The following is a 14437-nucleotide window of genomic DNA, read 5'->3' on the forward strand; positions in this document are numbered from 1 at the left end:
AATGTTGCTTTATATATTGTCATCTTCGTTTGAATACTTCTTATTTTATTACTCAAATTTAAATTTGTCTCTTTTTTAACATTTTACATTTCATCGTTTTTAATTACTTTAAAAATTGTATAACTTAAATATTTAAAATGATATAATCACTAAGATTGATAATATTTAATTTTTTGAAAATTATTTTAGTTGCAATTTTTGGGTGATGCGGAAAATTTGGGTGATCGATTGTTTATATGCATCAACATTCTTTGTGGATTGTTTGACAGTAGACAGTCATTTGTATACGTTAACGAATTTTGAAAAATTGAATCATTATTTAATCATAATATTCATTGCGCACGCGCAACACAAAAAGGAGACATGTCAATGACATATAGAATAAAGAAATGGCAAAAATTATCCACCATTACGTTATTAATGGCTGGTGTGATTACTTTGAATGGTGGTGAATTCAGAAGTGTTGATAAACATCAAATCGCTGTGGCTGATACGAATGTTCAAACGCCAGATTATGAAAAATTGAGGAACACATGGCTGGACGTTAACTATGGTTATGATAAGTATGATGAGAATAATCCAGATATGAAGAAGAAGTTTGATGCTACAGAGAAAGAGGCGACGAATTTACTCAAGGAAATGAAAACTGAAAGTGGTAGGAAATACTTGTGGTCAGGAGCGGAAACCCTTGAAACTAATTCTTCTCATATGACTCGTACCTATCGTAATATTGAGAAAATCGCAGAAGCGATGAGGAATCCTAAAACCACTTTAAATACTGACGAAAATAAGAAGAAAGTGAAAGATGCCCTTGAGTGGCTGCATAAAAATGCATATGGAAAAGAACCAGATAAAAAAGTAAAAGAATTAAGTGAGAATTTTACTAAAACAACTGGCAAGAATACCAACTTAAATTGGTGGGATTATGAAATTGGAACACCTAAATCATTAACAAATACGCTTATATTGCTGAATGATCAATTTTCAAATGAAGAAAAGAAAAAATTCACTGCCCCTATTAAAACTTTCGCCCCAGATAGTGACAAAATATTATCTTCTGTAGGAAAAGCTGAACTTGCTAAAGGCGGAAATCTAGTAGACATTTCTAAGGTGAAACTTTTAGAATGTATTATCGAAGAAGATAAAGATATGATGAAAAAGTCTATAGATTCATTTAATAAAGTCTTCACTTACGTTCAAGATTCTGCCACTGGTAAAGAACGTAATGGATTTTATAAAGATGGCTCTTACATTGATCATCAAGACGTTCCATACACTGGTGCTTATGGCGTTGTACTCTTAGAGGGGATTTCTCAAATGATGCCGATGATAAAAGAAACACCTTTTAATGATAAAACCCAAAATGATACAACCTTAAAGTCATGGATTGACGACGGATTTATGCCACTCATTTATAAAGGTGAAATGATGGATTTATCACGAGGTAGAGCTATCAGTCGTGAAAATGAAACCAGTCACTCAGCATCTGCAACAGTAATGAAATCATTGTTGAGATTAAGTGATGCCATGGATGATTCAACAAAAGCTAAGTATAAAAAGATTGTCAAATCTTCAGTAGAGTCAGATTCAAGTTATAAACAAAATGATTATTTAAATTCATATTCGGACATAGATAAAATGAAGTCTTTAATGACAGATAACAGTATTTCTAAAAACGGATTAACACAACAACTTAAAATATATAATGACATGGATCGTGTCACCTATCATAACAAAGACTTAGACTTTGCATTTGGTTTAAGTATGACGTCGAAAAACGTAGCACGCTATGAAAGTATCAACGGAGAGAATTTAAAAGGTTGGCACACTGGTGCTGGAATGTCTTATTTATATAACAGCGATGTCAAACACTATCATGATAACTTCTGGGTGACAGCCGATATGAAACGTTTATCAGGTACAACAACTTTAGACAATGAAATATTAAAAGATACGGATGATAAAAAGTCGAGTAAAACTTTTGTTGGCGGAACAAAAGTTGATGACCAACATGCTAGTATCGGAATGGATTTTGAAAATCAGGACAAAACTTTAACTGCCAAAAAATCATATTTCATATTAAACGATAAAATTGTCTTCTTAGGAACTGGCATTAAAAGTACTGATTCATCAAAGAATCCAGTTACAACGATTGAAAATCGCAAAGCGAATGGGTATACGTTATATACAGACGATAAACAAACAACCAATTCTGATAATCAGGAAAACAATTCAGTCTTTTTAGAGTCCACAGATACCAAAAAGAACATCGGTTATCATTTTTTAAACAAACCGAAAATAACTGTAAAAAAAGAAAGTCATACTGGTAAGTGGAAAGAAATAAATAAAAGTCAAAAGGATACACAAAAAACTGATGAGTATTATGAAGTAACTCAAAAGCATTCTAATTCTGACAATAAATATGGATATGTGTTGTATCCAGGCTTATCTAAAGATGTCTTTAAGACAAAAAAAGATGAAGTAACTGTCGTTAAGCAAGAAGATGACTTCCACGTTGTGAAAGATAATGAATCGGTTTGGGCTGGTGTTAATTATAGTAATAGCACTCAAACTTTTGACATTAACAACACTAAAGTCGAAGTTAAAGCCAAAGGTATGTTTATACTTAAAAAGAAAGATGATAACACTTATGAATGTAGCTTCTATAATCCTGAATCTACAAATTCCGCTTCAGATATTGAATCTAAAATTTCAATGACCGGTTACTCTATTACAAACAAAAATACGTCGACTTCTAATGAATCCGGCGTGCACTTTGAATTAACTAAATAAGCAAGAAAATCTCGACACTATACCATTTTTATAGTGTCGAGATTTTATAAGTATCGCCATCATTCAGCTTGTAATCCGCAGACCACATCCCCTTTGATAAGTTCTCGATTATTTATAAATCGAATTTTTAAAGATGTACATGCTTCAATATTCTTATCATTCATTACTTGAAAATGTATATGAGGTTCAGTAGAATTGCCAGAATTCCCAACCTTCCCAATGATATCACCATATTTAACATTTTGCCCCTCATTCACAATGATTGAATATTGGTGTAAATGAGCTATTAAGCTATACTCATTTTCTGCGTGCTTAATTACAATATAATTTCCTAAAAACTGTGATTCATTCGTACTTCCAATACTGTTGTCTTGAACCCCATTCACTACTTTTTCAACTGTACCATTTGCTGGCGCAATGATATCTTTTCCAAAACAAAAATAATCAGTATTTACTTTTCCTTGATTCTTATATGTTTTATGATTTTCTTTAATAACTAAATCAATAGCATACCTTTGATGTGGGTATAAATAGTGATAATTATATAATTCATTATCTCCACCCCAAAAAATCTCATAGCAATCTGTTGTCGGCACTGCGTATTTTAAAGTCGTTTCATTCTTAATCGCATCATAATTAATTAACGGACGCATAACAAATCCGATAATACTATTATCTTTCCAAGTCACTGACACTCCAAATTGATTTGCTTCATCTATCCATATTTGCTCAATAGTACCATCATTTTGAGTACACACTTTTAATTCATGTACATCAGACTGCCTTGTATAAGATTTGAAAAGTTTCCTAAACTGCCAATAACTAAACTCTCGCTTCAAATTTTGATCAAAAATCTTATATATTTTCCTGCTCTTACTTTTATTTAAATAAGCCCCAAAGTTTGTTTTATTCATATATACTTAACCTATTATATTAATTTTGGTATCAATTCTTTCTCCAGTTCCTGCGTCATTTTTGCGCTACCTGAATCGTCTACACTTAATTGGATAAATCAACATATAAATAATTTTTTAAAGCTAAAGTGTAGTCGATTCACCATATTTTCTAATCATCCCTTAAATATTAATATTTGCACTTAAAAAGTATACATATCACTCAACTAATCAATAATCATACTTACCTTCAACAAATTCTTTAACATGCAGTGTTATCCCTTGATAATATGGATATTTTGTTAATCTAAATTTCTGCTTTAATGCTTCATCTCTACTATTCGACATCAAATATGCATGTTCAAGATAGCTTAAATATGCTTCGTCATTGCCGCTATCTCCAAAACCTAATATTGATTTTACTGGTATATTATATTTCCTCATCAGAAATTGAGTAGCATATAATTTTCCAGCATTTGACGGTGTGAAGTCAATATCATACGCATTTTCAGGATCACCAGCTAATGGATTGCTTCGACTAAATCTCGCTGTATAGTTTTGGTCATTTGCGTATCTGACAAGTGCTTCTAGGATACGACTATCATTGTTGTGATTACCTGTTGAATGAAAATAAAAATTATAATGTGTTTCATTACCTTCAAATGCTCTTTGTGGAATAAATTCGACATTATATTGCGCAGAAATATGACGTAATATATCTTCAATATCTTCAAATAAAAATGGTTCGCTCAAGACTTTCTTTTTATATGTTTCTGATTCAACATATTCGCCATTATTCCAAGTGAACATTTTAGAACTCAAATCAGAAAAGATATGTAATGGTTTAAACGTCATATTAACTTGATCCATTTTATCCATGACACTTTGAAATGTACTTCCTGTCAATACAGCAGTGATCACTTCATTATTATTAGTTAGTTTTTCCAACAATTTTTCCATTTCTCTTAAATGACTTAAATCTTCTTCATTTGTATTATGTTTAAAATATGTTTCATCAAAATCAAACAATAATAGACGCTTTGACATACTCATTCCCCCATAATATTTTAATGAATTTATCTATAACTTAAATACACTATAAGTCTCAATTAAAAGTATAAGATCGACTATATGCTTTTCATGATTATTATATACAACTAATCAATCCCTATAAACTAAAAACATTGCTTACCACTTTTCAAAATGCACGAGTCATATCCCTCGTTAAAAACTATTACTAAAAATTAAAATATAAAAAATGCAAAAAGTATGTTTTAAACTTTATGAAACGTGTTATACAAATAGTGTAATATCATACAACCCGAAAAGGAGATTGAGATATGAAACTAAAATCATTTGTTACTGCCACTTTAGCATTGGGATTATTATCAACGGTCGGAGCTGCATTACCGAGTCACGAAGCATCTGCAGATAGTAATAACGGCTATAAAGAAATGACTGTGGATGGTTATCACACTGTTCCTTACACAATTTCAGTAGATGGTATTACTGCATTACATCGAACTTACTTTATCTTCCCAGAAAATAAAAATGTTCTTTATCAAGAAATTGACAGTAAAGTAAAAAATGAATTAGCTTCTCAACGTGGTGTTACAACAGAAAAAATTAATAATGCCCAAACAGCAACTTATACGCTTACTTTGAATGATGGTAATAAAAAAGTAGTGAATCTAAAGAAAAATGACGACGCTAAAAATTCAATTGATCCAAGTACAATCAAACAGATACAAATTGTAGTTAAATAATAATTTGAAAATAGTTTTATAGGGCAAGCGCTGAAAAATTGGCGTTTGTCTTTTTAGTTATTGAACTTGTAAATTATTGTTGTTTGCTTCTCGTAGTAACAGATTGGCCTATACAATAGTAAATTTTATATGAGTGTGTACCACAATTTATAATCTAAACATAACAGCAAATCTCAAATATCTGGAACCTAATAAATCCCCTCACTACTGCTAATAGTGAAGGGATTTATTTTATTACTTAGACGTAATTATAAATATATTTGTTCTATTGTAGTCATGGTTAATCATATTTACAAACTATCATTTCTAAATCGCGCATTATGAAGTCAATTTTCATAAACCGTCATTATATTTCTGGATTCATTATTCAGCTTCTCTAATTTCGTCTGCAATATCTTTATAGTCAATATTTGCTTTAGTGAAATCTTTATCTTGAATTGGAAAATGCTGTTCAAATGTTTCTATATTTTGGATTTCTACTTTAACATCTTCTACTTCAAAATCTAAGACATGTCCACCAAAGTTACGATCATCATTCGCAAAGTGTACATGAAATCCTGCTGATCCGATACCATGGAATAATTCTGGTGTAAAGAAACCAACGACTGAACCTTTGACATACGTTTCAGTTTGTTCAGGTTGTCTTCTAGCTGAATCGATTAAACGTGTATAAGGTGGTTCTTGAGCCGGCATCATACGTACATGCATTTTTTTAAATAAGCCTGAAATTTTTACTGCTGAAAATAAATTTTCACTCAACATCTTTTCCTTAATTTCTGCAAAAACTGCTTCTGAAGATTTATCTTTCGTTTCATAGCTTGTATCTGCTACAAATTTAGTTACAGTTGCATATGGTGTTAACTCGTCACCTTTTAATTCTACAAATTCTTTATGTTCATTTGCATGGTAAGCTTTTCCATCTAAAAAGATTACCTCACCGTTTGAACCTGTTAGTGTAGCGATACCTAAGTCACCATGTTGCAATAATTCATTTATTGATGCAGTTCCTTTTAATAATCCTGCCATTAATGTGCCTAATGTACCATGTTGGTATAAAACATTAGTCATAAAATCTCCCACTCCTCTTTAACATTTATCTTTATTTTAGTTAAATACGTCAGGTAACATATTTGTTGAAAGTTTGATATTATCTTTGTAATTTACAGGTATATCAATTAATACTGGACCATCTGTTTCATAGCCCTCTTTAATTGCCGCTTCTAATTCTTCTTGATTAGTAACTCGTAAACCTTTCGCGCCAAATGATTCTGCATATTTTACAAAATCTACAGGACCGAAGTCTACACCTGACGAACGTTTATATTTCATTTCTTCTTGGAATTCAACCATGTTATATTTTCCATCATTCCAAATAAGCTGGATGATATTTAAATTTTTACGTACGGCCGTTTCTAAATCTTGTGATGAAAATAAAAAGCCACCATCGCCAGCAACGGACACAACTTGCGTATTAGGGCGCACAAGTGCAGCTGAAATTGCCCACGGTAATGCTACACCAAGCGTTTGCATACCATTGCTAAATAATAAATGTCTTGGATTGTAACTTCTGAAATTACGTGCCATCCAAATATAGTGACTTCCAACATCAACTGTTACAGTAGTATCATCAGTTAATACCTTTTGCATAGATTCAATAATTTCCACTGGATGTAGAATTCCTTCTTCATGCGTCGCTTTAATACCAGTTTCTTCATCAATATGTGTTCTTAATTGTTCTAATTCGTCTAAATGTTGTTGATTTATAAATGGCTCATCCACTTTTTCAGAAATCATTTCAATCGTTTTAGCAATATTACCAATCAACTCTTTTTTCGGTTGCATATAATTAGTAATTTCAGCTTGAACTTCGTCAATATTGATAATTTGTGTTTCTAATTCTTTATTCCAGTTACTAGCTTCGTATTCAATTGGATCATAACCGATTGTAACAACTAAATCACTTTTACGTAATAATTCATCACCAACTTGATTGCGGAATAAGCCCACACGACCGAAGAAATGATTTTCTAATTCACGACTAATTACACCTGCACCTTGGAATGTTTCTACAACTGGTAAATTCGTGCGCTCAACTAATTTGCGAATGGCATTTGTTTCTTCTGCACTTGAACTTCTCATACCAGCTAATAAAACAGGAAATGATGCATTTTTAATCGCTTCAATGACATCATTAATATCTTGTTCACTCGGTACTCCTAAATTTGTTTTTTGGCAAAGTGATATAGCTTTAGATTCAACTGGTGAAGAAATAACGTCTTGCGGAATACTAATAAAACTTGCGCCATTTTTTCCTGAAGTAGCAATTCGAATTGCATTTGTCATAACTTCTGATAATGATTCAGGATCTTGTACTTCTTCACTATATTTTGATGAATATTTTAATAGCGCAGCATTATCAATACTTTGATGCGTTAATCGTAATAAATCATTACGTTTCACTTGGCCACCTAACGCTAATACAGGATCCCCTTCAGATGTTGCGGTTAATAATCCAGTAGTTAAATTACTTACACCAGGACCACTTGTAACAAGTACTACACCCGGTTTGCCTGTTAATCTTCCAATACCTTGCGCCATCATTGCGGCGTTTTGTTCATGACGAGTGACAATAAGTTCAGGACCATCATCAATTAAAGCATTAAATAGATAGTCAATCTTTGCACCCGGAATACCAAAAACATATTCTACCCCATTATTTTTCAAAGTATCAATAACCATATCGGCTGCAGTGTACTTTTTATCAGTCATTTATATTCATTTCCCTTCAAATGTGATGTATAGATGTGTATTACATGTAATTACTTTGTGATTTGTAATCTAATGATAGTTACGCAAAATTAATGATGTTTATCAAAATTTTACATGTACGATTAGATTTGTAATACATAAAAATTGCCTTCAGTACATTATATAACCTTTGTTAGATGAATAAAAATCGTTATTTGTAATACTAAGTATTCCAAAAATGCATGAATAGATTTTGTGCGTTGTGATTATGAGGGATGTTGGATTGATTGATGTAGAGGATTGTTACGATATTTTTGGGATGTGGTGTTTAGTCAATGGCGGGCTGAAATTGTCGTTTTATGGTGGGCTGAAAATGCTGTTTTATGTCGGGCTTGAATTTGTCGTTTTATGGAGATATAAAAAGCCACAGCAAGACTTAGATCTAACTGTGACTTATACATTTCATACTTATATTTATCGATTGGTTTTATAGTTATAAATGATAGAAGCAGTTCCTAAACAAATTAAGAAGATACTCATTAAATATATAGAAAAGTTATCTGTTTTAATATAAAACCTAAAAAGTAGAAACACCAGCATCGCAACAATAAAATAAACAGGAATAAAAGCTTTCTTCCAAAATATAGAATCTTTCAATTAAGTCACTCCTTATTTTGATAACACTCTTAAATCATGGTTCTTGAGTTATCATCTGGTTATCATCCGATAGCTCTTTCCCTTGAATATCTATTATTAGAACACTATCGTACGGTCTCCGCAAGCTAAATGACAATTTAATAATGTACACTTTTGATTGTGTAAGCATGTACAAATTATACGTGTAAATCAATAATTCATAGTTGAATTAATTCTATACCTGAGACATTAATTCATTTATACTCTATTCCATATTCCCCACACAAACGCAAAAAAACACCTCGACATAACATCGAGGTGTTTTGTATATATATCGTCCGACAATTAACGTTTTGAGAATTGAGGTGAACGACGAGCTGCTTTAAGAATTTGTTTTTTTACGTTCAGAAAATTTTAGAATTTCGCATGATTATATAGACTGTCGTACACCTTGATATTAAAGGATTTCTTCAATTTTGAATTTCATTGATTTTCATCAAATTGAAGCAAAGGGTATTAACGGGGTATTAATTTTTTAAAAAAATCTGCTGGTCGGTGGATTCAATAATTGATCTTATTTACTGTATTTGACTTCTATACTTTTGAAAAAATTTTCTATATCAACTTTATCCATATTTAAAATATCTTTATTGAACACACAATGCAAATATGGTTTTGCAGAAAAAAAAGTATTGCCTTCACTTATCAGTTGATAATTAACATCCTTAAAATTTAAATAAATAATAATACCATCATTTTCTTTGGCTAAATTCTTTATTTTCGAAGAAGATAAAGAATTAAACTCCTCATTCACATGTTGTTTATTATATTCTGGTTTAAAAAATGTAATTAATGATATCTCTGATAAATCAATATATTCTTTATTAGGTATACTTTGCTCTAAAATTCTTTTTAATCGAGACACAGCCTCTTTACCATATTGGTTTGTAATATAAATATTGTCAGGCTGTATCTTGTAAAATATTAAGACAGTCTTTCTATTTTCTGGCTGATAAGTCATAATTTCTTGTAATTTTTCATGACCTTTCCCTATTCTATCAATGACATTTCTATTACCCTCTGTACCAAAAGATTGCCCAATATATAAATTAGTAATTTTTAATGTAGTATCATCTCTGTTTGTAAAATATTCATTATATTTTTTATACCCCATTATGTTCCAAACGTCTTCAGAGAATACTTTTATCAAATTATCACTATATTTATAAACTTCAGAGTAATATACTTTATCCAATACAACGTTTTTTTTATATTGTTCAAATACTTTTGAGTACATACTACAATCATCAGATATTTTTTTATCATACGAGGATATTAAACTTTCTATTTTTTTATGAATTAACAATTTTTGAACATTTAATTTTTTAAATAATTCATCAATATATTTTTTCCATACTTCTTTGAAATTTATTTCATTTTCTAGATATTTCATTAAAATTTCATTAAAACTATCTAAGCTCTCTCTATATTCTGATGATTCGATTTTTGTATTGAATTCTTCTTTAACATAGTTAGAAGAAAAAACAATTTCAAATATTGGTTTAATAAATAAAATATAAAAACCATACTCTACATCAAACTTGTTTTCGAATAAATGTTTTACAATTTTCTCCAATTCACCACTTAAGTATACCTCAATATTGTAACCATTAATTTTATACTTCAAATCATCATCTCTTATATCATTTAATTCAAATATATCTCTTCTGAATATAATATTCTCATGTATATACTTTGAAATGTCAAATATACAATCTTTATTTGTTTTCGTATTTAATATAGATATTCTTCCTCTATCAAGTAATTTCATTGTATATTCATCTACATAGTTGAAGGAATATAAATATAAAGGTAGCTTAGATTTTAAGAAAAATTCTTCTTCCTTCATTTTATAAAAGTCTTCCATTGTTATTATTTTAGTACCTATTAACTCTACATTTAAAAAATTACTATTATTCATTTAATTTACCTTTATATATTAATTAAATTTTAAAATTATTAAACTCTTAACTTATACTACTTACAACCTTACATAGATAGTACTTTATTAATAGATAACTTATACTAAAAAAATATAAAGCATATAAATTAATCTATAATATCCGTATTAAATAATTCATCTTCAAAAATTATTGTATAAATATCATTTGTTATTATTTTCTTTAAATACCTAATGTTATCGATATCTATTTCTGTCTCTTTATATTTCTCTAACAAGTTATATGCGGTAACTATTCTTTTTTCTTTTTCATTTAGAGATGATAGTATTTCATTTAATTTATTTTCTATTACTTTCTGCTTTTCTTCCTGTGTTAAATATAAAAATTTAATACAGGAATCTATTCTAGAAAATACCGGTTCTCCAATATTAACTATTGCTTCTTCAATACTATTAAAATTAGATGTTAGAATGAAAATACAATTTGAAACGTCTACTTTATAATTGGCATCTTCAATAATACCTTCATCAAACATTTGATAGAAAACATTGTAATAGATTGGTAATACCTTATCAAATTCATCAATTAAAACAACATTAGTTTCACGATCTACTAAATCTTTTGACAATGATACTTTGGCATGTTCATCTCCAAAGATATAATTAAAAGATTCATCATTCTGCATCATAGAAAATTGTATTCTAGTGATATTACCTTTATATTTTTTTGCTATTTCTTTGGCTAATTCTGTTTTTCCAACACCTGATGGACCATAGTAAAGCATTACGGTCGGTTTATTATTTTCTAAGGAAGTATGTTTATATAAATCTATGCTCATTTGTTTTTTAGCGTCTGTTTGACCTATTATTTTAGAACCAGCCATCTGCTCTTTATAAAAATTTATTACATCATCTTTTTTTAATGTTGTATATTCATAGTTTATTTCTATTATTTCAGAATCGTGAAAACTATTTAGTGATTGAAATACTCTTTTTGGAGGATTCTGAATATAGATTTTCTTAATATTTCTACCTAAAGTAACGATATTTATAAAATTAGTAATAACATGAGTTGTTACAGAAGCAAAGTCGTTTGAAAATATCACAAGATTTTCTATCTCAGTATCAAAAATACCGTCAACATCATGAGTTCCAAATGTATCACTTGCTCGCACTATGATATTGTATTCTCTGATTAATTCCATGAAGCGGTGATATTCTTTAACTTCAGAATTAATATATTCATTAAATCCACAAAGCGGTCCCGTATAAACATGAATTTCCATTTATTTCACTCCTGCAAGAATAACATCATACACTTGATATTTATCTTCTTTAGTTGCTTCTGATCTAATTCCCTTAAACTTTCCAATTCCACTAGGTTTGGCACCTTGATTTAGATCAAACTCTTTATCGTAATTTAGATTTTCTTTGCTTATTTCACCAACAAGTACTGAGTAGAGTGTTAAATTCATAAATTTTAAATCTTGTATTCTATAGTTATTTTTAAAAGATTCTATATTAAATCTAAAAACTCTGTTTTCATTCCCTCTTGTTCCTATTAATTCAAAATAGCCTTTAATACTTCTAATCGCTTCATTCATTTTTGAAACATCAAATGATAGCTCCTCCTCGTCTAGATGTTTAGATCCTTCAAACATACTTGCTATGGGGGTAATAGTCGCGAAATATGTCATCGTATCTTGTTGAATATTTAGTTTAAACCCCTCTGAAATATCAATAATAGTTTTTTTCTTTCTAAACTCTACTGTATCCAAAAAATCATATATTAATGTATTCTCTAAAATTGTTTTGGCTACTCGCTCTCCAGTTATATTTCCATTTATACCTGCACTAGCCGAAGCACTCGCTGACATCCCAAGTAAAGAATCAAAAATTTGTTTTACAGCGCTTTGCTTACCAAATTCCATGTTCACTTTAGATTCACCACTTGCACTACCTTTTTCATCATGCATCAACTGAACTGTTTTAGTAAGGTTACCTTTCTTCTCTATCTGTAATAAATCCATTGCTGATAGTTCATCAAAATAAATTATTTTTTTGATAGTATTTGTCAATATATCCTCTCCTTAATCTAATACTTCAAAATCTGGTAATTTATCTATTAATCCAAGAGTTTTCATACTTACAGTAATAACTGATAAAAGCAGATTTAAAATGTAATTCGGATCTTCACTAAATTCATTAGGATCATCTAATATTCCAGATTTCTTGTCGATGCTTACGTTGTACTGATCTATAATCCATTCAATAGCAGGCTTGCCATTCACAATATAATTATATACTTTATTTGGAATGTTAGTAACTGTAATATCGGTATTGTATATTACTGTATCCAACACGCCCTTTTTAGGGTGCTTCATTTTTCAACTTTATAATTCGGATTCATATTATTATAAATTATTTCTACACCATCCCAATTGAGTTGTTTTTCATAATTTAAATGTAATTCCACTAACTCCCTACCAATTTCAACAAATCCATATACATCCTTTAATATCGGTATTCGCGGAAAACCTTTACTCAAATCACTTGAATATTTGTTCACATAATATTTATGATGCAAAATTGCATATATATAATATACTATCTCTTCTGAATTAAGATTTATTTTCTTTTTAAAAGAATTAGAAATATTATCTACAAGCCTCAAACTATCTTTACCTTTGTATGTAGCAAAGCCTTTGCCATTACCAATAAATTGGAAATTAGGTAATATGTCCGTGATCATAGCCGAGAATTCTTTATTCATTCCCTGTCCTTGTATATAAATCACCTGTCCAGTATTCTCCATTATATTATAATATCTACTTGGCATTTCCATAATATTTTTGTCGTACACTATCCATTTTTTTGTAAATGGTCTATGCATAAATTTAACAATTCTCTCTGGATTAATTGAAATATTTTTTCCTTTAGAAAATTTTTGGGTAAGTCCTCGTGTCCAACTAATAAATGTTTCATCTTTGTTCACTAAATTTATACGTTCTCTTGAATCTAAGATATCAATTAATCTATCTATTTCAGAATTATAGTTATCTACAAGTAATTTTGCATTTACTAATGCTTTTTCATTCGAAAAATTTGTTACCCAATTATCTCTTGCTGAATTTACTCCATTAAATTGATCTAAATATATAGAATTTTCAATATCCTTGGAATCATACATTGGTAAATAATTCTCATAGTTTATGTCTCGTTGATTAATCCAATCATTGTTTTTATCGGGTAAAACATTCAAACTTTTCAAATTCACAATTGATTGATGTTTCATTAAAGTATCTAATTTTTGCTCTCTAGTTAAATATTCACCAATGTCATTATAATAGATATCGTGATTGTAACTTCCATCTTTAACTAAAATAGATATAGCTATCGGTGCTCTACTTCCTGATCCAAATATTTTTCCACCTTCTTTTCTTGATTTTTCACCCTGTGTTCGTTGGTCGCCTCTCAAATTAATTATGTACAGATAGTTAAATTCATCGTATAAAACTTTTCTAAATCCATCAGTGCTTTGACTATCAATAAATGATCCATTTGTTACAAATCCTATAATACCTTTTTTCCAACTCTATCAGTTGCCCATCGAAAAGCCTGTATATACGAATCATATAATG

At 29.7% G+C, this 14437-nt stretch carries 12 protein-coding genes and 1 pseudogene; 4 read left to right on the forward strand and 9 right to left on the reverse strand.

The genetic code is table 11. From position 1 onward, the window contains the following. The first annotated feature begins 205 nt into the window (after nucleotides 1-205). Nucleotides 206-373: a hypothetical protein gene (locus JG553_RS08190; protein ID WP_001790107.1), complete on the forward strand. Its 168-nt coding sequence runs from the start codon at nucleotides 206-208 to the stop codon at nucleotides 371-373. Further along, entirely contained in the window at nucleotides 370-2793 is a 2424-nt protein-coding gene (gene hysA / locus JG553_RS08195) for a hyaluronate lyase HysA (protein WP_000222239.1), read from the forward strand. Before JG553_RS08190 ends, hysA begins: the two co-directional genes overlap by 4 nt. 59 nt (nucleotides 2794-2852) lie before the next feature. On the opposite strand, the gene JG553_RS08200 is transcribed toward hysA, so the two are convergent. After that, nucleotides 2853-3707: a M23 family metallopeptidase gene (locus tag JG553_RS08200; protein ID WP_001044432.1), complete on the reverse strand. Its 855-nt coding sequence runs from the start codon at nucleotides 3705-3707 to the stop codon at nucleotides 2853-2855. Between the two features lie 210 nt (nucleotides 3708-3917). Beyond that, the gene (locus tag JG553_RS08205) at nucleotides 3918-4733 is read right to left on the reverse strand and encodes an HAD-IIB family hydrolase (protein ID WP_000044363.1); all 816 of its coding nucleotides are present in this window, start codon (nucleotides 4731-4733) and stop codon (nucleotides 3918-3920) included. A 293-nt stretch (nucleotides 4734-5026) separates the two neighbouring features. On the opposite strand from JG553_RS08205, the gene JG553_RS08210 reads away from it, so the two are divergent. Next, the gene (locus JG553_RS08210) at nucleotides 5027-5452 is read left to right on the forward strand and encodes an MAP domain-containing protein (protein WP_001549607.1); all 426 of its coding nucleotides are present in this window, start codon (nucleotides 5027-5029) and stop codon (nucleotides 5450-5452) included. Between the two features lie 363 nt (nucleotides 5453-5815). Here JG553_RS08210 and budA read toward each other — a convergent pair whose 3' ends face one another. Both budA and alsS read right to left on the reverse strand, forming a co-directional pair. Further along, nucleotides 5816-6520 (reverse strand): acetolactate decarboxylase, encoded by a 705-nt coding sequence (gene budA, locus JG553_RS08215; RefSeq protein ID WP_000186134.1) that lies wholly within the window; start codon nucleotides 6518-6520, stop codon nucleotides 5816-5818. 36 nt (nucleotides 6521-6556) lie between these two features. After that, entirely contained in the window at nucleotides 6557-8221 is a 1665-nt protein-coding gene (gene alsS / locus JG553_RS08220) for an acetolactate synthase AlsS (RefSeq protein ID WP_000130156.1), read from the reverse strand. A gap of 232 nt (nucleotides 8222-8453) precedes the next feature. On the opposite strand from alsS, the gene JG553_RS08225 reads away from it, so the two are divergent. Continuing rightward, on the forward strand, nucleotides 8454-8693 hold the full coding sequence (locus JG553_RS08225) for a hypothetical protein (protein WP_001797632.1): 240 nt from the start codon (nucleotides 8454-8456) through the stop codon (nucleotides 8691-8693). Here JG553_RS08225 and JG553_RS08230 read toward each other — a convergent pair. From JG553_RS08230 to JG553_RS13395, 5 genes and pseudogenes are all read right to left on the reverse strand, one after another. Next, nucleotides 8675-8857: a hypothetical protein gene (locus JG553_RS08230; protein ID WP_000655244.1), complete on the reverse strand. Its 183-nt coding sequence runs from the start codon at nucleotides 8855-8857 to the stop codon at nucleotides 8675-8677. The two genes, JG553_RS08225 and JG553_RS08230, sit on opposite strands and share 19 nt — an antisense overlap. A gap of 553 nt (nucleotides 8858-9410) precedes the next feature. Further along, complete coding sequence (locus JG553_RS08235) at nucleotides 9411-10817, reverse strand: hypothetical protein (protein ID WP_001549616.1); 1407 nt, start codon at nucleotides 10815-10817, stop codon at nucleotides 9411-9413. Nucleotides 10818-10945: 128 nt separating this feature from the next. Further along, nucleotides 10946-12082, reverse strand: coding sequence for an AAA family ATPase (locus tag JG553_RS08240; protein WP_000402465.1), 1137 nt, complete (start codon nucleotides 12080-12082; stop codon nucleotides 10946-10948). Then, nucleotides 12083-12850, reverse strand: coding sequence for a DUF6414 family protein (locus tag JG553_RS08245; RefSeq protein WP_418356866.1), 768 nt, complete (start codon nucleotides 12848-12850; stop codon nucleotides 12083-12085). 36 nt (nucleotides 12851-12886) lie between these two features. Further along, nucleotides 12887-14091: pseudogene (locus tag JG553_RS13395) on the reverse strand (type ISP restriction/modification enzyme). Nucleotides 14092-14437: the final 346 nt, after the last annotated feature.

Source organism: Staphylococcus sp. T93 (assembly GCF_016743875.1).
In the GTDB taxonomy this organism is placed as follows: domain Bacteria; phylum Bacillota; class Bacilli; order Staphylococcales; family Staphylococcaceae; genus Staphylococcus; species Staphylococcus aureus.

Excerpts from the sequence above, each read along its gene's own strand:
- JG553_RS08240 (WP_000402465.1), bottom strand. The coding sequence starts at position 12,082 with ATGGAAATTCATGTTTATACGGGACCGCTTTGTGGATTTAATGAATAT.
- budA (WP_000186134.1), bottom strand. The coding sequence starts at position 6,520 with ATGACTAATGTTTTATACCAACATGGTACATTAGGCACATTAATGGCA.
- hysA (WP_000222239.1), top strand. The coding sequence starts at position 370 with ATGACATATAGAATAAAGAAATGGCAAAAATTATCCACCATTACGTTA.
- JG553_RS08205 (WP_000044363.1), bottom strand. The coding sequence starts at position 4,733 with ATGTCAAAGCGTCTATTATTGTTTGATTTTGATGAAACATATTTTAAA.
- JG553_RS08235 (WP_001549616.1), bottom strand. The coding sequence starts at position 10,817 with ATGAATAATAGTAATTTTTTAAATGTAGAGTTAATAGGTACTAAAATA.
- JG553_RS08200 (WP_001044432.1), bottom strand. The coding sequence starts at position 3,707 with ATGAATAAAACAAACTTTGGGGCTTATTTAAATAAAAGTAAGAGCAGG.
- JG553_RS08210 (WP_001549607.1), top strand. The coding sequence starts at position 5,027 with ATGAAACTAAAATCATTTGTTACTGCCACTTTAGCATTGGGATTATTA.
- JG553_RS08190 (WP_001790107.1), top strand. The coding sequence starts at position 206 with ATGCGGAAAATTTGGGTGATCGATTGTTTATATGCATCAACATTCTTT.
- alsS (WP_000130156.1), bottom strand. The coding sequence starts at position 8,221 with ATGACTGATAAAAAGTACACTGCAGCCGATATGGTTATTGATACTTTG.